The organism is Mycobacterium sp. 050134 (assembly GCF_036409085.1).
In the GTDB taxonomy this organism is placed as follows: domain Bacteria; phylum Actinomycetota; class Actinomycetes; order Mycobacteriales; family Mycobacteriaceae; genus Mycobacterium.
Genome location: NZ_JAZGLV010000021.1, coordinates 65,695 through 90,837 on the forward strand (window position 1 = coordinate 65,695; position 25,143 = coordinate 90,837).

General features: G+C 67.2%; 18 protein-coding genes and 2 pseudogenes. 18 read left to right on the forward strand and 2 right to left on the reverse strand.

Translation table 11 applies throughout. The annotated features are described in order from the left end of the window. Position 1 precedes the first annotated feature (1 nt). The 12 genes and pseudogenes from eccCa to SKC42_RS27825 all read left to right on the forward strand — a co-directional run bounded on the left by eccCa (position 2) and on the right by SKC42_RS27825 (position 18,357). Positions 2-4,219: a type VII secretion protein EccCa gene (gene eccCa, locus SKC42_RS22105; RefSeq protein WP_330966394.1), complete on the forward strand. Its 4,218-nt coding sequence runs from the start codon at positions 2-4 to the stop codon at positions 4,217-4,219. A gap of 139 nt (positions 4,220-4,358) precedes the next feature. Beyond that, positions 4,359-4,589: pseudogene (locus SKC42_RS22110) on the forward strand (PE domain-containing protein); the annotation flags it as partial. Positions 4,590-4,668: 79 nt separating this feature from the next. Beyond that, positions 4,669-5,865: a PPE family protein gene (locus SKC42_RS22115; RefSeq protein WP_330966396.1), complete on the forward strand. Its 1,197-nt coding sequence runs from the start codon at positions 4,669-4,671 to the stop codon at positions 5,863-5,865. A gap of 108 nt (positions 5,866-5,973) precedes the next feature. Continuing rightward, positions 5,974-6,300, forward strand: coding sequence for a WXG100 family type VII secretion target (locus SKC42_RS22120; RefSeq protein ID WP_330966397.1), 327 nt, complete (start codon positions 5,974-5,976; stop codon positions 6,298-6,300). Positions 6,301-6,329: 29 nt separating this feature from the next. Next, positions 6,330-6,623, forward strand: a complete 294-nt coding sequence (locus tag SKC42_RS22125; protein ID WP_330966398.1) for a WXG100 family type VII secretion target — start codon at positions 6,330-6,332, stop codon at positions 6,621-6,623. 44 nt (positions 6,624-6,667) lie between these two features. After that, positions 6,668-7,498 (forward strand): ESX secretion-associated protein EspG, encoded by an 831-nt coding sequence (locus tag SKC42_RS22130; protein ID WP_330966399.1) that lies wholly within the window; start codon positions 6,668-6,670, stop codon positions 7,496-7,498. Between the two features lie 120 nt (positions 7,499-7,618). Further along, positions 7,619-8,644, forward strand: a complete 1,026-nt coding sequence (locus SKC42_RS22135; RefSeq protein WP_330966400.1) for a MinD/ParA family ATP-binding protein — start codon at positions 7,619-7,621, stop codon at positions 8,642-8,644. Then, positions 8,641-10,170, forward strand: a complete 1,530-nt coding sequence (gene eccD / locus SKC42_RS22140; protein WP_330966401.1) for a type VII secretion integral membrane protein EccD — start codon at positions 8,641-8,643, stop codon at positions 10,168-10,170. The genes SKC42_RS22135 and eccD overlap by 4 nt, the downstream gene beginning before the upstream one ends. Beyond that, on the forward strand, positions 10,155-11,828 hold the full coding sequence (gene mycP, locus SKC42_RS22145) for a type VII secretion-associated serine protease mycosin (RefSeq protein WP_330966402.1): 1,674 nt from the start codon (positions 10,155-10,157) through the stop codon (positions 11,826-11,828). Before eccD ends, mycP begins: the two co-directional genes overlap by 16 nt. Then, a complete protein-coding gene (gene eccE, locus SKC42_RS22150) occupies positions 11,825-13,447 on the forward strand; it encodes a type VII secretion protein EccE (protein ID WP_330966403.1) in 1,623 nt (540 codons plus the stop codon). The genes mycP and eccE overlap by 4 nt, the downstream gene beginning before the upstream one ends. A gap of 47 nt (positions 13,448-13,494) precedes the next feature. Next, entirely contained in the window at positions 13,495-15,345 is a 1,851-nt protein-coding gene (gene eccA, locus SKC42_RS22155; RefSeq protein WP_330966404.1) for a type VII secretion AAA-ATPase EccA, read from the forward strand. A 285-nt stretch (positions 15,346-15,630) separates the two neighbouring features. Then, complete coding sequence (locus SKC42_RS27825; protein ID WP_442932223.1) at positions 15,631-18,357, forward strand: PE family protein; 2,727 nt, start codon at positions 15,631-15,633, stop codon at positions 18,355-18,357. A gap of 347 nt (positions 18,358-18,704) precedes the next feature. Here SKC42_RS27825 and SKC42_RS22180 read toward each other — a convergent pair whose 3' ends face one another. Further along, the gene (locus tag SKC42_RS22180) at positions 18,705-19,718 is read right to left on the reverse strand and encodes a glycosyltransferase family 9 protein (protein ID WP_330966405.1); all 1,014 of its coding nucleotides are present in this window, start codon (positions 19,716-19,718) and stop codon (positions 18,705-18,707) included. Positions 19,719-20,167: 449 nt separating this feature from the next. Between SKC42_RS22180 and SKC42_RS22185 the strand changes: the two genes are divergently transcribed. Next, positions 20,168-20,515, forward strand: coding sequence for a YbaB/EbfC family nucleoid-associated protein (locus tag SKC42_RS22185; protein WP_330966406.1), 348 nt, complete (start codon positions 20,168-20,170; stop codon positions 20,513-20,515). A 305-nt stretch (positions 20,516-20,820) separates the two neighbouring features. On the opposite strand, the gene SKC42_RS22190 is transcribed toward SKC42_RS22185, so the two are convergent. After that, entirely contained in the window at positions 20,821-21,666 is an 846-nt protein-coding gene (locus SKC42_RS22190) for a hypothetical protein (RefSeq protein ID WP_330966407.1), read from the reverse strand. Between the two features lie 428 nt (positions 21,667-22,094). On the opposite strand from SKC42_RS22190, the gene tpx reads away from it, so the two are divergent. The 5 genes and pseudogenes from tpx to SKC42_RS22215 all read left to right on the forward strand — a co-directional run. After that, a complete protein-coding gene (gene tpx, locus SKC42_RS22195) occupies positions 22,095-22,589 on the forward strand; it encodes a thiol peroxidase (RefSeq protein ID WP_330966408.1) in 495 nt (164 codons plus the stop codon). A gap of 231 nt (positions 22,590-22,820) precedes the next feature. Next, positions 22,821-23,606: a VOC family protein gene (locus tag SKC42_RS22200; RefSeq protein WP_330966409.1), complete on the forward strand. Its 786-nt coding sequence runs from the start codon at positions 22,821-22,823 to the stop codon at positions 23,604-23,606. An 18-nt stretch (positions 23,607-23,624) separates the two neighbouring features. Continuing rightward, positions 23,625-24,497: a glycine betaine ABC transporter substrate-binding protein gene (locus SKC42_RS22205; protein ID WP_330966413.1), complete on the forward strand. Its 873-nt coding sequence runs from the start codon at positions 23,625-23,627 to the stop codon at positions 24,495-24,497. 127 nt (positions 24,498-24,624) lie between these two features. Beyond that, positions 24,625-24,768: pseudogene (locus SKC42_RS22210) on the forward strand (transposase); the annotation flags it as partial. 170 nt (positions 24,769-24,938) lie between these two features. Next, a partial coding sequence (locus SKC42_RS22215) for a hypothetical protein (RefSeq protein WP_330966410.1) occupies positions 24,939-25,143 on the forward strand: 205 nt, incomplete at its 3' end.

Below are 25,143 nucleotides of genomic sequence, written 5' to 3' on the forward strand. Positions count from 1 at the left end.
AATGTCGAAGAGGGCCTTCCCCATCAACCGCGTGAAACTCGAACCGCCGAAACCGGTCCGGGTGGCGCCGAGTGCGCCGATAGCCCTGCCGGAACGCGAGCCCCGCAACATCTGGGTGATGATCGGTGTGCCCGCGCTCATCGTGGCGCTCATCGGCACCGTCGTCATGCTCTACGTCTCGGGCGTGCGCAGCCTGACCACCGGATTCTTTCCGCTCATGGGCATCGGTGCGTTCAGCATGCTGGCGTTCTCGGGGCGGTTCGGTCGGGCGCGCAAGATCACCTGGGGCGAGATGGAGCGGGGCCGTCGGCGTTACCTCCGCGACCTCGACGTGAATCGCGACGAGATCCAGAACGCCGTTTGCGCGCAGCGTGATTGGCAGCATTCGGTGCACTCCGACCCGCGCGGCCTGGGCGCCATCATCGGCGGCCCGCGCATGTGGGAGCGGGGGCGCGGCGATGTCGACTTCCTGGAAGTTCGGGTGGGGACCGGCGTGCAGCACGCCCCGGATTCGGTGTTGTCGGTGACATGGCCCGACATCGCCTCGGACGAAGAACTCGAGCCCGTCACCGGGCAAGCCCTGCGCGATTTCATCCTGGAGCAGCGCAAGATTCGCGACATCGCCAAGGTGGTGAACCTGCGGTCGGCCCCGGGGTTCAGCTTCGTGGGCGAGGACCTGGACCGGCTGCGATCGCTAATGCGTTCGGTGCTGTGTTCGCTGGCGGTGTTCCACAACCCCCGGGACGTGAAGCTGATGGTCGTCACGCGCAATCCCGAGGCGTGGTCGTGGATGGTGTGGCTGCCGCATAACCTGCATGACGAGCTGTTCGATGCATGCGGCTGGCGCCGACTGATTTTCGCGACGCCCGAGGAGCTGGAAGAAGCGCTGGGCGCCGAGCTGCACATGAAGGGAAAGCGCGGCGCCTGGACGCCGGTGGCGGCGGCCAGCCCGACGGCGATGGGTTCGGCGCTGGAGACGGGTCACGGCGCCGACACTGTTGATCTGGGCCCCCACTTGGTGATCGTCGACGACAACACGGGCAGCCCGGACGCCTGGGAGAGCGTCGTCGGCCAGGTCGGCAAGGCCGGGATCACGGTGCTTCGCGTCGCCTCGAGGGTGGGCACCGGCGTCGGCTTCGGCGCGGACCAGGTGTTCGAGATGTCCGAACGCCACGCCGCCCCAGCCGTCTCCAGTAACGGCAAAACCGGCGCCCGAACCGTCGGCGCGGACGGCGACGGCGAGGATGACCGCCCCGCGCCGCTACTGCGGGTGCGGGGCAAGTTCTTCGCTCACGCCGACCAACTGTCCGTACATCGGGCGTACCGGTATGCGCGGGCCATGGCACGGTGGTCCCCGACCAGCCGCAGCGAGATATCCGATTCGACCAGCGGGGCGGCCGAACTGCTTCGGGCCCTCGGCATCGGTGACCCGCGTGAGCTGGACGTCGACCGGCTGTGGGCCGAACGCCGTGGCCGCGGCGACGAGCGATGGTGCGAGATCCCGGTGGGGGCCAAGCCGAACGGCGACCTGCAGAATGTCATCATCCGAGCCAAAGACTTCGGCGGCTTCGGTTTTCACTCGGTCGTGATCGGCACGAGCGGCTCGGGCAAGTCGGAATTCTTCCTGTCGCTTGTCTACGGCATCGCCCTGACCCACTCGCCCGAAGCGTTCAACGTCATCTTCGTCGACATGAAGTTCGAGTCGGCGGCCCAGGACATCCTCGGCATCCCGCACGTCGTGGCGGCGTTGTCGAACCTCGGCAAGGACGAGCGGCACCTGGCCGAACGCATGCGCCGGGTGATCGACGGCGAGATCAAGCAGCGTTACGAGCTTTTCACGTCGGTGGGCGCCCGCGACGCCAATGACTACGAGGAGATTAGGCTCGCCGGACGTGACTTGCCGCCGGTGCCGGTGCTGCTGGTCATCGTCGACGAATACCTCGAACTGTTCGCCAACCACGAGAAGTGGATCAACCTGATCATTCACATCGGTCAGGAGGGGCGTGGCGCCAACGTCTTCTTCATGCTGGGCGGCCAGCGACTCGACTTGTCGTCGCTGCAGAAGGTCAAGTCCAACATTGCGTTTCGCATCGCGCTGCGCGCGGAGTCCGGCGACGACAGCCGTGAAGTGATCGGTTCCGACGCGGCCTACCACCTGCCGTCGAAGGAGAACGGTTTCGCGCTGCTGAAGGTCGGCCCGCGCGACCTGGAACCGTTCCGCTGCTTCTACCTCTCGGCCCCGTTCGTGGTGCCGAAGACGAAGGAAGTGGCCACGACCGTCGACATGACGCTGACCAAGCCGCGGCTGTACAACTGGCAATACCAGCCCCTCGACGCGGCCGACGCCGTGGCCCTGGAGTCGGCCGCCGCCGCGGACGCCGAGCCCGACGAATTCCTCTATCACGAGGACGGTTTCAAGCGAAAGAAGATCGTCGACGTGCTGCGCGAGTCGCTGCACGAAGTGCCACATCGCTCGCCGCGCAGGCCGTGGCTGGAGCCGCTGGAAACCCCGGAACCGGTCGACGTCCTGGTCGCGCGGTACCGGGGCAAGCCCTGGCATGTCGACTACGGGCGTAACTCCGGCCTGACGTTCCCGATCGGCATCATTGACATCCCCGAGGAGTCCCGGCAGATCGTGCACGCAGTCGACGCGCTGCGCAGCAACATCATCGTCGTGGGCGCCAAACAGCGCGGCAAGACGACGACGCTGATGACGCTGATGTGTTCGGCCGCAACGATGTACAGCCCGGCACGGGTCACGTTCTTCTGCATCGGCGGGGCGACCCTGGCGCAGGTGGCCTCCTTGCCGCACGTCACCGATATCGTGTCGCCGAAGGATCGGGAAGGCGCCGAACGGATCCTCAGCACCATGGATGCCCTGATCGACGCGCGCGAGGATTCCTTCCGGCGGCTGCGGATCGACCTCGACGGCTTCCGCGAGCGGCGGTTCGGGATGGGCAGCGACGGCCTTGGCGGCACCGACGCCAACGACCCGTTCGGCGACGTCTTCGTTGTCGTCGACGACTACGACGACCTGTACTCGAAGGACAATTTGCTGGGCGACCGGATCATCTCCTTGAGCAGCCGCGGCCCCGAGTACGGCGTGCACGTGATCTGCAGCGCCGGCGGCTGGATTCACGGTCAGCGCCAGAGCCTGCTGCAGAACGCGACGTCGCGGATTCAGCTGCGGTTGGCGGACCCCAGCGAGAGCCAGATGGGTCATTCGTCGATCGAGTCGAGGGAAGCGGCGCGGCGCACGTTGCACCGCCCGGGTTTCGGGTTGACGGACAGCTTGCACGAGCTCCTGGTCGGCGTCCCGGCGCTGTCCCATCCCGCGACCGGTGCCCTGGTGGGCATCGCCGACGTCGGCGCGCGCGTCGCCGAGGTCGCCGGGGTGACCAAGCACGCCAGCCTGCAGCGACTGCCGCAGCGCGTCGCGCTCGAGTCGATCCTCGAGCGGGCGGCCGCGGATCTGGGCGATGACGACCTGTCCATCTCCTTCGCAATCGGGGAACGGCATGGGCTCGGTCCCGTCCCGCTGAGGCTGCGGGACAGCCCGGGGCTGACGATTCTGGGCAGGCAGGGCTGCGGAAAGACGACGGCGCTGGTGGCCATCGGCCAGGCGGTGATGAACCGCTTCAGCCCCGAAGAGGCCCAGCTGACGCTGATCGACCCCAAAACCGCCCCACACGGCCTGCGCGATCTGCACGCGCCGGGCTACGTGCGCGCGTACGCCTACGACCAGGACCAGATCGACGAGGTCATCACCGAACTGGCCCAGCAGATCCTGCTGCCCCGGCTACCGCCCAAAGGCTTGAGCCAGGAGGAGCTGCGCGAGCTCAAGCCGTGGGAGGGATGCCGGCACTTCGTGCTCATCGACGACGTACAGGACCTGCGCCCCGATCAGGGCTATCCGCCCAAGCCCCCGGTGGGGGCGGCGCTTTGGAAGCTGATGGAACGCGCGCGGCAGATCGGGCTGCACGTCTTCACCACCCGCAACAGCGCCAACTGGGCGCCGCTGACGATGGATCCGTGGATGAGGTTCCAGACGGCGGCGAAAGTCGGCCAGCTGTTCATGGACAACGACCCGGAGAACAAGATCAATAGGTTCGTCCGTGCCCAGGCGCTGCCCCCGGGGCGGGGGCTGCTCGTGGGCGTCGACGGTGACGTGGAAGGAATTTTGGTCGGCCAGCCGGCTTCTTCAACAAATGCGCAATAAGCCAACAATTCCCGCGCCTTACTTGACCAATTCCAGATAGCGGTGGGCCGCCGGATGCAACTGAATAGCGGATCTTTCAAACAGCACTAGACTCGCCCATTAAGCGCGTCTTGTTGCTCGAGACGAATCGGAGGGAAATATGTCCTGGTTTGTGCAGCCCGAGGCGGTTCTGGCCTCGGCCAGCGCGGAGTCGGCGATCAGCGCGGAGACCGAGGCGGCCGCGTCTGCGGCGGCGCCGGTCCTGCTCGGAGTGCTGCCGATGGGTGGTGACCCCGACTCGGCGATGTTCGCGGCGGCGCTCAACGCCTGCGGCGCCGGCTACCTGGGGGTGGTGGCCGAGCATGCGGCGCAGCGCGGGCTCTTTGCCGGGACGCAGGGGATGGCCTCGGCGGTCTACGACGCCACCGAGGTCGCGCGCGCTGCGGCGATAGGCCTCTAGGGCAGCGCACATGGCTGACCCCGGGTGGGCCGCGCGCACGCCTGAGGACAACGATCTGCTGCTCAAGGCGGGGGCCGGGGTGGCCACTCACGTGGCAAACCAAGCGGCCTGGACCGCACTGGGCGCAACCCACCACGCCTCTGGCATCGCGTCAGCCATCAACACCGCCGCCACCTCCGCAAGCTGGATGGGCGCCGGGTCGGCGGCCTCCGCCGTGAACGCCACCATGCTCAACGTCTCGCTGCACGGCCTGGCCGGCTGGGTCGACGTCAAGCCGGCCGTCGTCGCGGCCGCAGTGTCCGCCTACGAGACCGCCAACGCCGGCATGAGGCCGGCTCCCGAATGCATCGCCAACCGCGTCGAAACCGCGACGGACTACGGCATCAACCCGAGTGTGCTGTGGACCCTCACTCCCCGGATCACCTCGCTGGAGTTCGAGTACTACGGAAACATGTGGCCGACCAACTCCGCCGTCGGCGCCACGTATGGCGCGGTCCTCACGGCGCTCGCCGAGAGCCTGGCCATCGCGCCTCCCGTCGCCAGCATGGGCGCGTCGCCGGCAGCTCCGGCCGAGGCGGCGTCGACGATCGGGCAGGCGGCGGCCGAGGCCGCGGCCGGTGACGGCATGCGCGCCGCTTACCAGGGCGTGCAAACGGGCACGTCGGGCGCCGGGCAGGCCGCGTCCGGCGGGGACGGCATGAATCAGCTCGGGTCGCTCATGCAGCCGATGCAGACCCTGATGGGCGCGGTTCCGCAGGCCCTGCAGGCCCCCACCCAGCTGATGCAGGCGCCGATGAGCGCGATGCAGCCGCTCCAGTCGATGGTCGGCATGTTCGCCAACCCCGGCGCACTCGGGATGGGTGGCGCGGCCCCGGGGGTTTCCGCGGCGTCGGCGGTGGGGGGAGTTTCCGCCGCGGAGGCGGGGGCGGTCGGCGGCGGGGGCGCCGCCATGGGCGGGGCGGGAGTGCCCGCGACCACCTTCACGCGGCCCGTCAGCGCCTTCGAACCCGCCACCGGGGGACGCCCGGTGGGGCTGCGGCCCAGCGGGGCGCTCGGTGCCGAGGCGGTCCGCCCGCCAACCACGATGAGCGTCGGAGGCAGCGGAGTCGGCGGCATGCCCGTCGGCCACGCGGCGGGGGGCCAGCGCGGCTCCCACGGCAAGTCGGAACAGCCCGCGACGGTGCGGGTCGTTGATGACCGCGTGTAGTAATTCGCCCGTTCACAGGGTGAATCGACACATCTGAATAGTCCCCATACACTGCCTCGCATACCCCGGATGATCAAGGGGAGCGACCAGCCGGAAAAGGAGAAATAAGTGCCCAGCAAAATTGTGGTCGACGCGAACTTATTGCGGTCGACGAGCGACAAAATCCAGGCCAACATGGAGCACGCGATCGCGATCGCGAAGGGATATCTGTCGAATCACGAGAACGTGATGAGCCCCGCCACCTGGTCGGGCGCCGGCGTGGTGGCGTCGCATGCGACCGCCACCGAGGTCGCCAACGATTTGAACAAGGTGCTGACGGGCGGCACGCGTCTCGCCGAGGGTCTCAAGCAGGCGGCCGCGCTGATGGAGCACCACGAAGCCGACTCCCAGGCGGCCTTCCAGGGGTTGTTCGGCGGCGGCGCCCACAACGTCTAATTCACGTTTCCTGAAAGGACATTCACATCATGGACAAGCCCATTGCTTACGACCCTTCGGTGGTCGGTGACTTCGCCACCGACGTCGGCTCCCGCGCCGGTCAGCTCGAGGGGTTGCACCACGACACCGCCCAGCTGACCAATGCGCTGCAGGAATTCTTCGAAGGCCACGGCGCTGCCGGCTTCTTCGACGCGCAGTACCAGATGCTGTCGGGGCTGCAAGGCCTCGTGGACACCGTCCGCCAGCACGGCATCACCACCAGCCATGTGCTCGGCAATGCCATCAGCGTCGACCAGCAGATGCCGGGTCTATTCTGGACCTGAAACGCGCTGTGCCCCAGGTGCATTCGCGAGCTAGGTAGGACGTCATGCTGACGACGACGGTCGACGGGCTATGGGTCCTGCAAGCGGTGACCGGGGTGGAGCAGACGTGCCCCGAACTCGGCCTGCGGCCGCTGTTGCCCCGACTGGACACCCCAGAGCGCGCGCTGCAGCACCCGGTGGCCGCCGAGTTGCGCGCCGCCGGGGCGCTGGACGGGGCGGGCAATGCCGACCCGATGATCCGCGAGTGGCTGACGGTCCTCTTACGCCGCGATCTGGGCTTGCTGGTGAACATCGCGGTGCCGGGGCGCGAGCCAACGCGCGCGTCCATCAGCCGGTTCGCCTCGTGGTGGGTGGTGCTGGAACGTCACGGCGAACTGGTCCGCCTCTATCCGGCCGGTTCCGCCAGCGACGAGTCCGCGGCCAGCGACCTCGTCGTGGGCCAGGTCGAGCGCCTCTGCGGTGTGGCCGAGGCGGCACCGCTGCGGCCGGTCACCATCGACACCGAGCAATTACTGGAGTCGGTGCGCGACGCGTCAAGCCTCCGCGAATTTCTGCTGAGCCAGCGGCTCGACATCGACCAACTCCAAATCGTCACCCTGGCAGCCGATCCCGCACGTTCGGCGGCGGCGTCCATCGTGGCGCTGCAGGCCGGCGTCGGGCCGGAGAAAACCGGTCGCGTCGCCGTTGGCGATTCGACCGTGGCCGTCGTCGACACCCCCGCTGGGCGCCTCTGCGTGGAGGGCCTGGTGTCCGGGCGTCGCCGGTACCAGATCGTGTCGCCCGGTTCGCGTAGCGACATCGCCGGTGCGGTGCAGCGGCTCATCCGCCGGTTGCCCGCGGGCGACGAGTGGTATTCGTACCGGCGCGTGGTGTGAGCGGGCGACCGAACCAACTAACGCTGTAAGCCAATGCCGTGGAATGGCAACGGCTTTACGCGTTTGACTGCCAACTGATCACGTAAACGTGGCATCGGAAATCGTGTTAGCATCGCGAACGTGACGAGCCCTTGGAATGACCCGAATATGGCCGACGAAGGGGCGCTCGGGCGGGGGGATCCGTCGGCGGGGCGCGACTTCCGGGATTCGGTATCCGACACCATGCGGATTACCGATCTGGCTGCGCCACGAAAGATTCCACCGGGGTCCGGCTGGCGTAAATTCATCTACAACACGTCATTTCACAAAATAAACCTGGGTGAATCGCCGAGTGAACGCCACTACCGCGATTTGCAGAACCGCATCAGGCGCCACATCCGTCGCCAGTACGTCATCACCGTCGTCTCCGGCAAGGGTGGCGTCGGGGTGACCACGCTGGCCGCCTGCATCGGCGGCGTCTTCCGCGAATGCCGGCCGCAGAACGTCATCGCGATCGACGCCGTGCCGGGCTTCGGGACCCTGGCGGACCGCATCGACGAATCCCCGCCCGGTGACTACAGCGCCATCATCAACGACACCGACGTCCAGGGTTACGCGGACATCCGGGAACACTTGGGGCAGAACGCCGTCGGGCTCGACGTGCTCGCCGGAAACCGCACGTCGGACCAGCCGAGGCCGCTGGTGCCGGCCATGTTCTCGGGGGTGCTGTCGCGGCTGCGGCGGACCCACACCGTGATGATCGTCGACACCTCCCCGGATCTCGAACACGAAGTGATGAAGCCGGTCCTGGAGAACACCGACACCCTCGTCTTCGTTTCGGGGATCACCGCGGACCGCTCCAAGCCGGTGCTCAGGGCCGTGGACTATCTCCGGTCCCAGGGCTACCACGAGTTGGTGTCGCGCAGCACCGTGATCATCAACCACACCGATCACATCACCGACAAAGACGCCCTGGCCTACTTGACAGAACGGTTCACCAAAGTGGGCGCAATCGTGGAAGTGATGCCGTTCGATCCGCACCTTGCCAAAGGCGGGATCATCGACACCGTTCATGAACTGAAGAAGAAGTCGCGATTGCGGCTGTTCGAAATCACCGCGGGCCTTGCCGACAAATACATTCCGGATGCCGAGCGGATGGCGCCGTGACATCGGCCCATAAGGTCGCCTTCCCGGCGCGTTGTGCGGTCAACATTTCCTACGACAAACATCTGTGTTCCCAGGTGTTTCCGGCGGGAATTCCGGTGGAGGGTTTCTTCGAGGGAATGGTCGAGCTGTTCGACGCCGACCTGAAGCGCAAAGGTTTTGAGGGCGTTGCACTTCCGGCGGGCAGCTACGAGCTCCACAAGATCAATGGGGTGCGGCTCGATATCAACAAAAGCCTCGACGAGCTCGGTGTGCAGGATGGGGACACCCTCGTGCTCGTGCCGAGGGTGGCCGGCGAGTCCTTCGAGCCGCAATACGAATCGCTGTCGAGCGGCCTGGCGGCCATGGGCAGATGGCTGGGGCGCGAAGGCGGAGACCGGATGTTCGCACCGGTGACGCCCCTGACCGCCGCGCACACCGCGATCGCAGTGATCGCGATGGCGGCGGCGGTGGTCGCTGCCCTGACGTTGCGGGCCCGCACCTTCACCGACGGCCCCATCCCGGCCGCGGTGGCCGGCGCGACGGGTGTGCTCCTGGTGGTCGGGACCGCGGTGGTGTGGTGGGGCTGGCGGGAGCGGCGCGACCTGTTCAGCGGGTTCGCGTGGCTGGCGGTGGTGTCGCTGGCCGTCGCCGGCGCCTGCACCCCCCCGGGCCGGCTCGGCGCGCCGCACGCGCTCATCGGCCTGGTCGCGCTCATCCTGGGCGCCATCGGGATCGCCGTCTTGACGCAGCAGCGCTGGCAGACCGCCGTGGTCACCGCCGTGGTGACGGTGTGCGGCATCGTCGCGGCGGTCGCCGCCGTCCGCATGTTTCGACCGGCCTCGCCACAGGTTTTGGCGATCTGCGTGTTGGTGTCGCTGCTTTTCCTGGTTCGGATGGCGCCGCTGCTCGCGCTGTGGGTGGCCCGCGTCCGGCCCCCGCACTTTGGGTCGATCACGGGCCGGGACCTCTTCGCACGCCGTGAGGGGATGCCCGTCGACACCGTGTCCCCGGTGAGCGAGGAGGAGACCGAGGACGAGGACAACGAATTGACCGACATCACCGCGCGCGGCGCCGCGATCGCCGCCTCGGCGCGGTTGGTCAATGCCGTGCAAGTCGGTGTGTGCGTGGGCGTTTCGGCGGTGTTGCCCGTTGCGGTGTGGGGCGTCCTGGCACCGGGAAGCCCCCTCGAATGGTTGGCGCTGCTGGTCGCCGGCCTGGTGGTGGGAATCTTCATCACCCAGGGCCGCGGATTCGCCGCCAAGTACCAGGCGGTCGCGCTCGTGTGCGGCGCCTCGGCGGCGGTGTGTGCCGGTGTCGTCAAGTACGCGATCGCGGAACCGAGAAATCCGGTGCCCGGACTGCTGTGGCCGGCGGTCGCCATGGCCGCTTTCGCGGCGTTGGGTTTGGCGGCCGCACTCTTGGTGCCGGCGATGCGCTTCAGGCCGATAATCCGGCTGACGGTGGAATGGGCTGAGGTGCTGGCGCTCATCGTGCTGCTGCCCGCGGCGGCAGCCCTGGGAGGGCTGTTCTCGTGGCTGCGTTCCTGAGCGTAGTGGGTCGGCGGACCGCCGCCGTCTGTGCCGCCGTCACGCTGGTCGCTCTGTCGGCTAATCCGCCTGCGGCGGAAGCTATTACACCGCCCATGATCGACCCGGGCATGGTGCCTCCCGACGGACCGCCGAGGCCCGACCAGCCGATGCGCCGGGCCAACAGCTGCTCGACCCCGATCACCGTGAAGAATCCGGACGTCGCGCAGCTGGCGCCGGGATTCAACCTGCTCAACATCAGCAAGGCATGGCAGTACAGCACCGGCAACGGTGTTTCGGTGGCGGTGATCGACACGGGCGTCACCCCGAACCCGCGGCTTCCCGTGGTGCCGGGCGGGGACTACATCATGGGGGAGGACGGGCTGTCGGACTGCGACGCCCACGGCACGGTCGTCAGCTCCATCATCGCCGCTGCGCCGCAAGGGATTCTGCCGATGCCGCGGCCGATGCCGCCGGCGCCCGCGTTCCCGCCGCCGGCAGCGCCGCCGCCGAGCATGGGAGCCCCGCCGCCCCCGGTCGAGGTACCACCGCCGTTGCCGCCACCGCCGCCGCCGAGCCCGGTGACGATCACCCAAACCGTTCCGCCGCCGCCACCCCCGCCACCTCCGCCGCCCGAGGGTGGGGGTGCCACGGCCGCGTCCAACGGGCCGCCGGATCCGCAGACCGAAGACGAGCCCGCGGTGCCGCCGCTGCCGCCGGGTGCGCCCGACGGCGTGGTCGGTGTCGCCCCGCATGCGACTGTTATCTCGATCCGCCAGTCGTCACGGGCCTTCGAGCCGGTCAATCCGTCGCCGGCCGACCCGAATTCGGACGAGAAGGTCAAAGCCGGCACGCTCAACACCGTGGCGCGGGCGGTCGTGCACGCCGCGAACCTGGGCGCCAAGGTGATCAACATTTCCGTGACGGCATGCCTGCCGGCGGTGGCGCCCGCCGACCAGCGCGCGCTGGGCGCCGCGCTCTGGTACGCGGCCACCGTCAAGGACGCGGTGATCGTCGCTGCGGCCGGCAACGACGGGGAAGCCGGGTGTGACAACAACCCGATGTTCGATCCGCTCGACCCGGCCGATCCGCGGGACTGGCATCAGGTCAAGACCGTCTCTTCGCCGTCGTGGTTCTCCGACTATGTGTTGTCGGTGGGTGCCGTCGACGCCGCCGGCGCGGCGATCGACAAGAGCATGTCGGGCCCTTGGGTCGGCGTTGCGGCGCCGGGGACACACATCATGGGTTTGTCACCGCAGGGCGGCGGTCCGGTCAACGCCTACCCGCCCACGCGACCGGGTGAGAAGAACATGCCGTTCTGGGGCACCAGCTTCTCCGCGGCCTATGTCAGTGGCGTCGCCGCGTTGGTGCGCGCGAAGTTTCCCGAGCTGAGCTCGCACCAGGCGATCAACAGGATCATGCAGTCGGCCCACAACCCACCCGCGGGCGTGGACAACAAGGTTGGCTACGGGCTGGTAGATCCGGTCGCCGCGCTGACTTTCAACATCCCGCCCGGGGACCGGCTGCCCCCGGGTGCGCACAGCCGGGTCATCACCCCCGCCCCGCCGGCCCCGCCGCCGGACCATCGCGCCCGCGACATCGCCATCGGGTTCCTCGGCGCGGTGGCGGCCGGGGTGCTGGTGGTGGTGGTTGCGGCACGGTTGCGGAGGGCGCGATGACAACCAGCCTCACCGGGTTCGGCCGGGACAGCGATCGCCGGGTCATCGGCGTCGCGGTCGTGTTCCTGCTCGCGCTCGCGAGTTGGGCGTTGGCGGGTTACATCGGGGCGGCGGTCGCCGTCGTGGCCGGCGGCGCGGCGGTCTTCGCGCGATGGTGGGGCCAGCCGGCATGGTCGTGGGCGGTGCTGGCGGTGCGGGGGCGTCGCCCGATCAGCTGGGACGCGCCGATCACCGTGGCCAACAACCGTTCCGGCGGCGGAGTCCGCATGCAGGACGGCGTCGCCGTCGTGGCGGTGCAACTGCTCGGAAGGGGCCACCGGGCGACCAGGGTGACCGGTTCGGTCACCGTCGAAAGCGAAAACGCAATCGACATCGTCGAATTGGTCCCGATGCTGCGGCACGCGCTGGGCCTGCAGCTCGAGTCGATCAGCGCCGTCACGATCGGGTCGCGGCACGGCAATGTCGGTGATTACCCGCGCGTGTACGACTCCGAGATCGGCACCCCTCCCTATGCGGGCCGGCGCGAAACGTGGTTGATCATGCGCCTTCCGGTGCTCGACAACACCCAGGCGTTGCAATGGCGCACAACCGTTGGCGCGGCAGCGGTTTCGGTCGCGCAGCGCATCGCCGGCCTGTTGCGCTGTCAGGGGCTGCGGGCAAAGGTCGCCACGGCCACCGACCTGGTCGAGCTCGACCGTCGGCTGGGATCGGATGCCGTGGCCGGAGACGTACAGCGCTGGAAGGCGATTCGCGGCGAGGCCGGCTGGATGACCACCTACGCCTACTCGGCCGAAGCGATCACGTCGCGCACCCTGGCGCAGGCGTGGACCCTGCGCGCCGACGAGGTCATCCAGAACGTGACGGTCTATCCGGACGCGACATGCACCGTGACCATCAGCGTGCGCACCCCCACGCCCGCGCCCACGCCGCCCAGCGTGATCCTGCGCCGGCTCAACGGTGAGCAAGCCGCCGCGGCCGCCGCCAACATGTGCGGCCCGCGGCCGCGTCTGCGCGGATTGCGGCGTAGCCCGCTGCCCGCGCAATTGATCACCGAGATCGGTCCCTCGGGGGTGCTGATCGGTAAGCTCAGCAACGGCGACCGGCTGATGATCCCGGTCACCGACGCCGGCGAGCTGTCCCGCGTGTTCGTGGCCGCCGACGACCCGATCGCCAAACGGATCGTCATTCGCACCGCCGGGGCCGGCGAGCGGGTCTCGGTGCACACTCGTGACATGGCGCGCTGGGCGAGCGTCCGGATGCCGGAAATCACCGTCGTCGGCACGTCCCGGCCGGCGCCGCGGACCACCGTCAGCGTCGTGGAGTACGCCGTGCGGCGCCGGCGGGATGACGACTGGGCGGGCGAGTCGGGCGCCGCCGATATCGCGGACATCGCGATCTCGCCGACCCCGCGGCCGGCCACCGTGATGACGATCGCCCCGGCGGGTACGGCGCTGGCCGAGTCTCAACGGCATAATTTCGAGGTGATCATCTCCCAGCTCGGTCCCGCGACGGTGAATGTCTCTGCGGCAGGCCGGGATTGGCTGGTCGAGATGGACATGTTCCGCGCGGAGAACCGCTACGTCAGCCTTGAACCGGTCAGCATGTCGGTCGCCAACTAGAACGTCCGTGAGGCAACGATTCATGAGCGCGCGCACGACCTGCGACAATGGCACCAGCGATGGGTGACTTGCAGACTGCCCGTAGGTATTTCGACCGGGCGATGGGGGTAAGGAGTCGGGAAGGCCGGGCGGCGGCGTTGCCGGAGTTCGTCGCCGCCACCGACGCCGACCCGTCGATGGCCGATGCCTGGCTGGGGCGTGTCGCCGGTGGCGACCACGCCCTGGCCTCGCTCAAGCAGCTCTACGCCACCAGCGAATGGCTGCACCGGGAGACCACCCGGATCGGTCAGACCCTGGCCGCCGAGATTCAGCTGGGTCCCTATATCGGAATCACCGTGACCGACGCGTCGCAGGTCGGACTGGCGCTCGCATCGGCCCTGACGATCGCGGGGGAGTATTCCGAGGCCGAGAAGCTGCTAGCCAACCGCGAGCTGCTGGATTCGTGGGCCAACTTCCAGTGGCACCAGCTGGCCCGCACCTTCCTGATGTTCACCACGCAGCGCTGGCCGGACGTCTTGCTGGCGGCTGCCGAGGAGCTGCCGCCGCAGGCGATCGTCATGCCCGCTGTCACGGCGTCCATCTGCGCTTTGGCCGCGCACGCCGCCGCCCATCTCGGGCAGGGCCGGGTGGCGCTGGACTGGCTGGACCGCGTCGACGTGATCGGGCAGAGCCCGTCGTCCGGCCGGTTCGACGCCCGCGTGCTGACCGCCGCGATCGGCCCGGCGGACATTCCGCTGCTGGTCGCCGATCTGGCCTATGTGCGCGGGATGGTCCACCGGCAGCTGCGCGAGGAGGAGAAGGCCCAGATCTGGCTGTCGAAGGCGACCATCAACGGCGTGCTGACCGAGGCGGCCAAGGAGGCATTGGCGGACCCCAACCTGCAATTGGTCGTGACCGACGAGCAGACGATCTCGAGTCGCACCGACCGGTGGGATGCTTCGACGGCGAAGAGCCGCGCGCAGCTCGACGACGACGATGCGACGGAGCGGCGCGCGGAGCTGTTGGCCGAGGGACGCGCGCTGCTGGCCAAGCAGGTGGGCCTGGCGGCGGTCAAGCAGGCGGTGGCGGCCCTCGAGGACCAGCTCGAGGTGCGGATGATGCGACTCGAGCACGGGCTGCCGGTCGAGGGGCAGACCAACCACATGCTGCTGGTGGGTCCGCCCGGCACGGGCAAGACCACCACCGCAGAAGCGCTCGGCAAGATCTACGCCGGCATGGGAATCGTGCGGCACCCCGAGATTCGGGAGGTGCGCCGATCCGACTTCTGTGGTCACTATATCGGCGAATCCGGTCCCAAGACGAACCAGCTCATCGAAAGTTCCCTTGGCCGAATCATTTTCATGGACGAGTTTTACTCGCTGGTCGAACGTCATCAGGACGGCACTCCGGACATGATCGGCATGGAGGCCGTCAACCAGCTGCTGGTGGCGCTGGAGGCGCACCGGTTCGACTTCTGTTTCATCGGCGCCGGCTACGAGGATCAGGTGGACCAGTTCCTCACCGTCAACCCGGGTTTGGCCGGCCGGTTCAACCGCAAACTGCGGTTCGAGTCGTACTCGGCGGCCGAGATCGTCGAGATCGGTCAGCGCTACGCGACGCCGCGCGCCAGCATGCTCGACGACGCGGCGCGCGAGGCGTTCCTCGACGCGGCCACCACCGTCCGCAACTACACCACCCCCGGCGGTCGGCATGGCATCGACGCCATGCAGAACGGCCGGTTCGCCCGCAACGTGATCGAGCGGGCGGAGGGGTTCCGTGACACTCGGGTGGTCGCGCAGAAACGGTCGGGCCAGCCGGTCACCATCGAGGATTTGCAGATCATCACGGCCGCAGACATCCAGACCGCGGTGCGCAGCGTTTGCTCGGACAACCGCGACATGGCCGCCATCGTCTGGTAGCCGGTGGCGGTAGGGCCGGCCCGCGAAGTCGCCCGGATGCGCGCGGATCCGAACTCAGGACTCTGGCATGCGCACACCGCCACCTACCCCTGCCGCGCAACGACGCGGTTCTGACGAACTCGCTGGCGTGGCCAGCCCTCACCAGCCCGCGTGTCCACCGGCGGGCTCGATTCCCAAGCACCCCCAGCTCTCGATGCATTTCGGCCGCCGATATTAGTAGTGCGCTTGGGGTACCTCGGCGTGCGTTAGGTTTGATCGGATAATTCGACTCGACAGGAGCTCTGGATGCCCTCGTATGTCAATGTCGTCCCTGAGATGTTGGGCACGGCGTCGGCGGAGCTCAGTCAGCTTGGTCAGACCGTTAGGGCAGCCAACGCGACGGCCGCGCAGTCCACCACGCGGATGTTAGCCGCAGCCAGCGACGAGGTGTCCACGGCAATTGCTGAACTATTTAGCAGCCAGGCGGAAGAATTCCAGGCACTGAGCAGGCAGACGGCCGCGTTCCACGACCAGTTTGTGGCGGCGCTGCAACGAACGAGCGCGGAATATGGCGCGTCCGAGTTTGCAGCTGCTGCATCGGTGCAAACGCTGGAACAGGATCTGCTGAACATCGTGAACGCGCCTACCGAGCAGCTGTTTGGACGGCCGCTGATTGCTAACGGCGTCAATGGAGCGCCCGGTACCGGGCAAGCAGGCGGACCGGGCGGGCTGTTGTGGGGTAACGGCGGCGACGGGGGGTCGGGGGCAGCCGGTCAAGCCGGCGGCGCGGGCGGGTCTGCCGGACTGATCGGCAACGGGGGCGCCGGGGGCGCAGGGGGGGCGGCCCTCCTCCCCGGCGGAACCGGTGCGGCCGGCGGTGCTGGTGGAGCTGGTGGATTGCTGGCCGGCTGGGGTGGGTCCGGAGGCTCCGGCGGGACCGGCGGGGCGGCTGGGGTAGTCGGCGGCGTCGCGGTGCCTGCCGGCACCGGCGGAGCTGGCGGCGCGGGCGGGGCAGATCGAGCGCCCCTGTTCTTCTCCGGGGGGACAGGCGGGACCGGTGGCGCGGGTGGCGCCGGCAGCCTGGGTGCAGACAGCCTGGTGAACGGCGGGGAGGGCGCGGCGGGGACCGCGGGCGGTGCGGGAGGTGCCGGCGGCGCTGGCGGGTCCAACGCCGGACCGCTCGGCATCGGCGGTCTGTTCGGCGCCGGCGGAGCCGGCGGGGCCGGCGGCCACGGTGGGCTGGGCGGTGACGGTGGGAGCGGCGCCGCCGGGGTGGGAACCACCGGTGGTGCCGGTGGTATCGGTGGCGACGGTGGTGCAGCAGGTGCCGGCGGCGCTGGCGGGTCGGGTGGTTTTCTCGGGTTTGGCGGCCATGCGGGTGCATCAGGCATTGGCGGTACGGGTGGCGCAGGTGGTCAAGGTGCTCAAGGTGGCAACGGCGCTGCCGGATCGGCAGGTAACGCGGGCAACGCAGGGTTCAGCGGTGGCGCCGGCGGTCAGGGTGGTAATGGGGGTGCCGCGGGCCCGGGTGGAATCAACGGTGACGGTGGTGTCGGTGGTCACGCTGGAGACGGGGGTACCGGTGGGAATGGTGGCGCTGGCGTAGGCGCCAACGGCGGTCGGGGCGGCGACGGCGGCGAGGGCGGCATCGCGGGTGCCGGAGGAGCCGCTGGCAATGGTGCGGGTGCAGCGGGCCATGCGGGCGCCGCAGGCACCGGTGGCAACGGCGGCCACGGTGGCCAAGGTGGGCAAGGCGGCCCTGGCAACCCCGCGGTCTCTGGCAGCGCCGGGTATGACGGCGGTGCCGGCGGTCAGGGCGGTCGCGGGGGCGCTGCCGGCGCTGGGGGAACCGGCGGTCAAGGAGGCATCGGGGGAACCGGGGGTACTGGCGGGACCGGTAGCGACGGGGCCACCGGTCTGGGCGCGCCTGGCGGCGCTGGCGGCCGAGGTGGCCAAGCCGGCCAAGGCGGCGCCGGGGGGTCCGCCGCGGCAGGTGGGACGAACGGCGGTGGCGGCCAGGGCGGCAGTGGCGGCGTCGGCGGCCAGGGCGGTAATGGCTTTTCGGGTGGGGGGGCCGTCAACGGCGGCGTCGGCGGCGATGGCGGTCAAGGCGGAGATGGCGGAATTGGCGGCGACCCCGGCGCGGGTGCAGGGGCTTCCGGCACCTTCGGTGGCGCCGGCACCGGCGGCCAAGGTGGCGCTGGCGGAAAGGGCGGTGCCGTTAATTCGGCTCCATTCGGTCCACTCACCGGCGGCGCGGGGGGTAACGGTGGCGCCGGTGGCGCCGGTGGCGCCGGGGCGGTGAGCACCACGCCTGGCGGGACGGGCTTGCCGGGCGGCGGTGGAGGGGCGGGCGGCCAGGCCGGCGCTGGCGGTGACGCAAGCACTGGCAACACTTCTGGCGCCGGCGGAAACGGCGGTGCCGGGGGCGAAGGCGGCCGGGGTGGCACCGGGTACAACGACGATGGGCGAAACAACGCAGGTACCGGCGGGACTGGGGGCGATGGCGGCCAAGGAGGCACTGCGGGCCCGGCCGGCGATGCGCCGGTCAATCGGGGTCCCGACGGCTCGGCAGGCGTTGGTGGCGCCGGCGGCGCCGGCGGGACGGGCGGCAGCACGACCTCCCCAGGCGGGGATGCCGGCACGGGTGGCACGGGCGGACGAGGAGGGGAAGGCGGGACAGGCGTCACAGACTCACGTGGCATCGGAACACAGGGTGGATTGGGGGGAGCCGGCGGCGCTGGCGGGACCGGTGGTGCGAGCACGACCTCACCTGCCGGCGCTGGCGGCAGCGGCGGTGACGGCGGTGATGGCGGTACCGGCGGTGACGGCTTGAACAACCTTCCCGGCGGCAAAGGCGGGACGGGCGGGACCGGTGGTCAGGGAGGCACCGGCGGCAGCTCTGATGCCGGTCCCGGCGGAAGCGGCCTAGACGGCGCTGGGGGCGCGGAAGGGCGCGTGTCCTTTGGTTCGCCCGGGGGGGCCGGCGGTTCCGGTGGCACGGGAGGCGCTGGCGGGGCCGGCGGTCCGTAGCTCGTTTGAGGAGGTCCGGCCTCTCGTTGCTCCCGAGCTGGAGGCGATTCGACCGACAGGCCTCAACACATACCGACGACCGACTCCCGGCATACCCAGCGACCGTCCGAGCGCACCCCGAGCTGCCTGCCGCGGGGGCTAGCGAGGCCGACCGTCAAACCGTGCACGCCACCGGCCTGCTGCATGATGGCGTCCGCGCCGCCATGGGAGCAATCTCCGCCGACCGTGCAATCTCTAGTTGAACTCGGGTTTGACCCCTACCCGAGCAGCCTATTCACCTGACGATGCGGGTCGAAATCGCAGTCGGCGGGACGATTCAAGGACGATTGCGGCGTGCACGTCCCCGGCTATGAGCCGGAGCTGAGGTCCTCCATCGCCCACAGCACCTGGTCCACCGTAATTTCCGCCATCCCGGCCATATCGACGTGCCGGTGCGGTCCGAACCTGAACCCCCAAGTCGCGGCGCGCGTCGGACCGAACAGCCCTACACCCGGTACCCGAGCCAGATCGGCGGCGTGGAGCATGGATGAATCGATTCCCACGAACAAATCGGCGGCACCCACCATGCCCACGGCCAAGTCGAGCGGAAGCCCAAGATACGGAAAGATCCGGTCGCGCTCTCTTCCGACATTCAATTCTTCGTGTCCCATGCCGACAATCCAGGCGATAAAATCGCGGTGGCGAGACAAAAACCGGTCCAGCAAGTCAATGAACCGGGTAACGGGCCAACGTTTCTCTGTCCAGTCGCTATCGGCGTGTACGACAAGCACTTTCGTCCCTGTAGGCAGGCTGGCTCGCATTGAATGCGCCTGTCGGCGGACTGACGGTGGAATAGGCACCGAGTCCGCGTATGTTTCGATCCGGATTGACGAATCGAACAGGCGCGCGAGATTGAACGTCATGTCAGCTGCGTGGTGCGGCCCTCTGGGAACCACGAAATCGTATTGAGAGTCGGTCGAGAACCCGACGGTAGTAGTGGGCGCGAGGCGTTGTACCAGAGGGCGAATGACGGTGCTCGACAAAGAGCTCCAGCTCAAGGTGTCAATAAAGAGGTCTACGGAGCCGATTTCTGATGCGAGGGTGTCATAGTCTCGAGATCGGTGTGGTGCATGTGGCAATAAACGCGGCCCCGTCATCGGCAGCCCCGTGGTGTCCACGTGGCGGTCGGTTACCTCGTGAAAACACAGATCGAAAGCGATCTTGGGGCAGATCAAAGTCAATGGGGCGGTGAACATTGTGCTGAGCGCCCGCAATGTCGGCAGCGTCAGGATGGAATCCCCGATATTGGATACGAAGCAAACCGCGGGATTTTTGGCGTGCCGCAGATCGCTGATCGCGCATTCGTTCGTAGAGTCTGCCATCCTGTGCTAAAGGCTAGCTTGGTCTAGAGCATGATGTCCAATGAGTAGTCGAGCTAAGGGTTCTGGCACCCCTATCCACACCGACGCGGTACTAGCTGATCAACCCGCGTCGGCAAGCACGGACGGCTACTGCCAAAACAGCGACGAGCGCTACAGCGACGAGCGGTACACTGGTCTCAGTGGCGATCAGTCTTCCGATTTAGATCCGCGTGCCCGCACCATCGCAGTGCAGCGGTCCTCCAATCGTGGCTGACCCACCGTTGTATCGCGACCCGTCCTGCCTTGCTAAAACGAACTGTCGGGCAGGAACAGTCGAGATATTGTCGACCGGGCTAAGCTGCCCAACCGAATGCCACAGGTCGCAAGACGTTGTGGCATCGTCGTAAACTGGCGCGGACAGTGGTGACCGTCAAGCAGTACGCCCGCCCCCGGACGTTGAGGATCGATATATGGCCGCAGAGATGCACCCGCAGGTGGCCGCAGCGCTGCAACACGCTCAGGAGTTTCAGTCGGCCATCCAGGACCAACTGCACCGCACGGAGACCGGCACGTTCACCGGAACGGACGAGGCAGGATCAGTTGAGGTTGTCCTCGACGGGCGCCGCTGGTTGAACGGCCTTTACATCGAGGAAGGCCTGCTGCGGTTGGGCGCGGAGGCGGTGCAGCAGCGGATCAACGAGGCGCTGCAGAACGCTGACGCCACCGCGGCCGCAGCCGTTGAGGCAGAGTACGAGCAGCTCATCGCTTCTCTAGCCGACATCACTAATGCTCTAAGGAAGTCATTGGAGTTGCCTTAGCGGCTGTCGACGACGGTCCAAGTAGGCGCGGCTGTCGTGGTTTCTGTGTCCAACGTGATTGGTCGCAATTTCGCGAGGATTCAGGTGAAGCGCCCTCGCCAGCAGTGAGTTATCCGCCCGGCGCCACTTGTTGGACGCACTCCTGGTCCGGGACCGGCGCGCTTTGGTTGCTCCGTTGTTCGCCGAAAGTATCGAAATCTCGCGGTCGACTTCCTGGGCGAAGTCGGTGGCCGCAACTACGACGCTGGTTAGGCCTTGACCGTCCCAGAGGCGCGGGCTTCTTAAATGTCTTTCGGGATTCTATTTCACTCTTCCCGTTGCCCTGGAGCGGAGAAGCGTCTAAGCGGAATTTCGTCGCTGTCGCGCACTGTTCCTGAAATTAAATATGTCGGTCTCGGTGACGCCGCAGGAAGGAAGTCGCGACGGTAGGCGTCGAGTCGTTCGGCGAGCAATAGATAATCGAAGATGTGTCGAGAAAGAAACGATAGGTCGGTCTTATCGAGCTGGTTGGCTTTAAACAATGGGTAGACGAACTCGAACGCGTTGAAATAGCCGCGGCTTTCGATGTCGTTCACAATGCTGATGACATCCGATGCGACGAACGCTGACAGGTCGAGAATTTCTCGATTCACACGGCGGGCGCGGTCCATATGATACTGAATCGCGTCGAGCAAGGGGGCGTGCGCAGCTGGGGAAGCCGACGCAATTAGCATGTTAGTAGGAGTTGCTGGTCCAATCCTGCGGCAGGTCTCTTGGACATTCGCCAATGTGTTCTCCCGACGGCTATCGAAGCCCGCCGCTTGATGCAACGTGCTCATGAGACTGGTTGCCTCGCCGACGACGCGAGATATCAACGGTTCTAGATTCTTATAGATGTTTCGGCGATCTCGGCGCAACGGCAGGCGCACTATCAGCAGGTAGAAAATAAATGCTGTCACGTATTCGAGTGCGAGATGGAAAAGAAGGTCACCGAGGTGCTCAGCGCCTGGGAAGACTTCGGGATAGTCGGCAAGCACAACATGCTCAGCTACGGAGTAGAGCAACGCAATCCACGCCAGACCCCAGAGCAACCGATTGAGCCTGCGTTCGAAAGTGCTGAGATAAGTGAGCTGAGTTGCACGTTGCCAGAGGCGCTGGAGTCGTTCACCCATGTGGATGATTATCACTCAGATTCGCCCACCGGCTGACCTCACGCCAGGTTAGTAGCGGCGTGCTTCGGAGACGACGACCTGGACGCTCCCGTTACTGCGCCGTACGTCATCACGGATGAGTCTGACCGACAAGTCCCAATGTGCGCCGGTTGGGCTCACCGTTCTTCTTGGCGACGCCACACTGATCGGCGGTGCGGTACGCGGTGGGCGGGTTCGCCACCGCATGGTCTGTTCCTCAACTGCCAACACAATCAACAACAGGAAAGGGTCGGGACGCTGGACGGTGACCGTACCCCTGGTTGGTCGCCCGTGTTGCTCTACAGATCACCTGTCTAGCGGCAGTCACGTCGCCTAATCGCGCAGCCCAACAACGATGGCATCCCGACCAGACCCAAGCGCGCCTGGTTGGCAATTGGCAGACTGTTCCTATGGCACAGATAACCTTGAGCGGAACTCCCATCAACACCGTCGGCGAACTGCCAGCCGTCGGATCCACAGCCCCCAACTTCAATTTGACCGGCCATGACCTATGGGTCGTCGGCATCGAGCAGTTCCGCGGCAAGCCTTTGGTGCTTAACATTTTCCCGTCTGTCGACATGCCGGTTTGCGCGGCGACCGTACGGAACTTCAACGAGCGTGCCGCAGCCAGCGGTGTGTGCGTACTCTGTGTGTCAAAAGATCTGCCTTTTACCTTTCAAAGATTCTGCAGCGCAGAGGGCATCGAGCACGTCAAGACAGCGTCGGCCTTCCAAGGCAGCTTCGGCGAGGACTACGGCGTCACGATGGTCAACGGCGCGATGGCTGGGCTCCTTGCTCGGGCCGTGGTCGTGATTAATGCCGAAGGCAACGTCGCGTACACCGAGTTGGTGCCAGAGCTCGAGCAAGAGCCTGACTACGACTCCGCGCTGGCCGCGCTGGGATGAGCGTTGAGCGCGGGTAACGCCCGCCGGGTGGGTGTCACCGCAAACGTGAGCGAATGAGTTCGGTGCGCTTTCTCAGGAACGATTAACTGTGCCAACCGCTAGACACCAGCAAGTTGGACCAGCGGTGGCTTCGTGGTCGATCGTTGAACGAGCACGAGCGCGGCTCATGGTGGCCCCGCCAGACGGACGGGCCTGCAGCGTGGATGATGACGCTTGGATAGGCTGCCCCTCATGGGAGCGCGCACCGGGTACGCGGAGGGGACGTTCAGCTGGGTCGACCTTGCCACGACCGAGCCGGCTGCGGCCACAGAGTTCTACGGAACGCTCTTCGGCTGGACCCCGGATGAGCGTCGGATGGCCGACGGGCGCGCTTACACGGTCTTTCGTCGAGGGCAGGAGGAGGTCGCCGGGCTCTATTCCCTCCCCGCGGCCGACCCCGCCGGCAACGAGACACGCTGGAACTCGCACGTCTCGGTCGCCGACGTCGAAGCGGCGGCCGCCCGCGCTCGTGCATTGGGCGGCACCGTCCTCGCCGGGCCACTAGATTTCGCCGATCGAGGGAGGTTGGTGGTGGTGCGCGATCCGCAGGGGTCCGTGATCCACCTTTGTGAGCCTGGTCGGCACTTCGGCGCGACACGCGTGAACGAGCCGGGATATCTGACGTGGAATGAGCTGGCTACCCCGGATGTCGATGCCGCGATCACCTTCTACTCGCGGCTATTCGGCTGGCACATCGAGTTCCTCGCCGGCATGCCGGTGCCCTACTGGGTGATTCGTGTCGGCACACGCGATAACGGCGGGCTGCGCGATCTGCCGGCGACGGACGCCGACATTCTGTCGCGCTGGCTGCCCTATTTCGTCGTGACCGACGTCGCCGAGACCGGCGCCGCCGCCGTCGCAGCCGGCGGCGCGGTTCTGGTGGGGCCGACCGAGCAGCCGAAGGGCATATTCAGCCTGCTACGCGACCCCCAGGGCGCGAGCTTCCTGGTCTTCGAAAGCGACAAGCTTGACCCGTGAACCGCGGAGCCAGATGTGATGCTGGCCAAGACGTTGGTGTTCGGCTCCGGTCCTGAATGCCCGACCGAACTGCTCTGCCTGCCCCTGCTGCGCGCGCGGTACGGGCTCACCTTCAGGGAATTTCGTGTCACCGATGCCGGCGGGCCGCGCACCGTCGACGCGCTCAAAACCGGGGAGATTCAGGTCGGCGTGCTCTTCACGACCGATCCACGCCTCCTCGCCGGCGACATCGTCCTGCTCGAAGATGACCTGCACGCTCAGCCTGCCGAGAGCGTAGTGCCGATCCTGCGTGACGAGTTGCGCGTGGGGCACGGAGAGGGGATAGCCGCGACCATCGCTGCCGTGAGCGCGGAACTCACGACCAAGCGCCTCGCCGAGCTCAATGACCGCGTCCTTCGCGTGTCATCTCCCGCGGCAGCGGCTGCTGCGTTCCTCGCTGAGCAGCCGCGCGGCCTGCCGCCGCGCGCGCCGCGGCCGGACCGACCGGCGATTGTCATCGGCTCCGCCAATTTCGCCGAGAGCGTGACCGTGGCCGAACTTTACGCGCACGCGCTGGTGGACGCTGGCTTCCCGGTCGAGCGGCGCCTCGGGATCGGCAACCGAGACACATACTTTCCCCTGCTCCGCGACGGCACAATCGGCCTAGTCCCCGAGTACGTAGGCAGCCTGCTCGCATACCTCGACGGTGGCCGGGGCGCAATCTCTGATCCGCAGCAGGCCTATGCGGTGCTCGACGAGGCGCTGCAGGGAACGGGTCTCGTGGCTCTGCGGCCGGCGCCAGCCGAAAACAAGAACGGCGTCGTCGTGACTGCCGCGACCGCGGCCCGCTATGGCCTGACGAGGATCAGCGATCTCGGCCGGACGATCGGTGACCCCGACGAGAATGACTGACCGTCGTCGGCTGCTCAGCGTCCGCGCGCGACGGTCGCACGGCATAGCAGCCAATTAGATGGGGTGCAATGGTCAGATCAGTGGTCGGTGGGCGGCACTGTTCTGATGCGGGTTTTCGTATGTGAGGGCCGAAGCCGATGCGCTCTGCGGTGCCGCCTGTCGCGGACGCAGCAGTGAGCGCGTCAATGAGCCCAATGGATATCGTCAACGCCAATTCGACACTTGCGCCGACACATTGGATCCGACGATCCCCAAGCTCAAGCCGCGATCGGATGTTCGCGCGCCGGGGGCTGAGCTGATTTGGGTGCTCATGTGAGTGGGGCGTGGCCGGTATCCTTAATTGGGTGATTGGGGTGCGGTGCTGTGCCGTTATTTCGTCCTGGACGTGGATTTATTTGATGCAGTGCACGTCAAGCACCCCACCAACGGGAAGGCCAGCCGATGACACAGCTCCCCTCGGCAAGACGCGCCGAAGCCGATCGCTTGGCAAGATTGTATTACGACGTACTTACAACGGAAATTGAAAACACGGACCCTGACCCAGTCAGTCTTGTCGATTGGGGGCGTTTGCCGAGCACGATTGTGTATTCGGCGTTGGCTAATATCTTGACTTTGCAGCAGCTCACCGGGCTGGCGATCCCCTTCG

Bases quoted from the DNA above. Each gene is read 5' to 3' on its own strand.
- eccCa (WP_330966394.1), top strand. From the start codon at position 2: ATGTCGAAGAGGGCCTTCCCCATCAACCGCGTGAAACTCGAACCGCCG.
- SKC42_RS22115 (WP_330966396.1), top strand. From the start codon at position 4,669: ATGGCTGACCCCGGGTGGGCCGCGCGCACGCCTGAGGACAACGATCTG.
- SKC42_RS22125 (WP_330966398.1), top strand. From the start codon at position 6,330: ATGGACAAGCCCATTGCTTACGACCCTTCGGTGGTCGGTGACTTCGCC.
- SKC42_RS22130 (WP_330966399.1), top strand. From the start codon at position 6,668: ATGCTGACGACGACGGTCGACGGGCTATGGGTCCTGCAAGCGGTGACC.
- eccE (WP_330966403.1), top strand. From the start codon at position 11,825: ATGACAACCAGCCTCACCGGGTTCGGCCGGGACAGCGATCGCCGGGTC.
- eccA (WP_330966404.1), top strand. From the start codon at position 13,495: ATGGCACCAGCGATGGGTGACTTGCAGACTGCCCGTAGGTATTTCGAC.
- SKC42_RS27825 (WP_442932223.1), top strand. From the start codon at position 15,631: ATGCCCTCGTATGTCAATGTCGTCCCTGAGATGTTGGGCACGGCGTCG.
- SKC42_RS22180 (WP_330966405.1), bottom strand. From the start codon at position 19,718: ATGGCAGACTCTACGAACGAATGCGCGATCAGCGATCTGCGGCACGCC.
- SKC42_RS22185 (WP_330966406.1), top strand. From the start codon at position 20,168: ATGGCCGCAGAGATGCACCCGCAGGTGGCCGCAGCGCTGCAACACGCT.
- SKC42_RS22190 (WP_330966407.1), bottom strand. From the start codon at position 21,666: ATGGGTGAACGACTCCAGCGCCTCTGGCAACGTGCAACTCAGCTCACT.
- tpx (WP_330966408.1), top strand. From the start codon at position 22,095: ATGGCACAGATAACCTTGAGCGGAACTCCCATCAACACCGTCGGCGAA.
- SKC42_RS22200 (WP_330966409.1), top strand. From the start codon at position 22,821: ATGGGAGCGCGCACCGGGTACGCGGAGGGGACGTTCAGCTGGGTCGAC.
- SKC42_RS22205 (WP_330966413.1), top strand. From the start codon at position 23,625: ATGCTGGCCAAGACGTTGGTGTTCGGCTCCGGTCCTGAATGCCCGACC.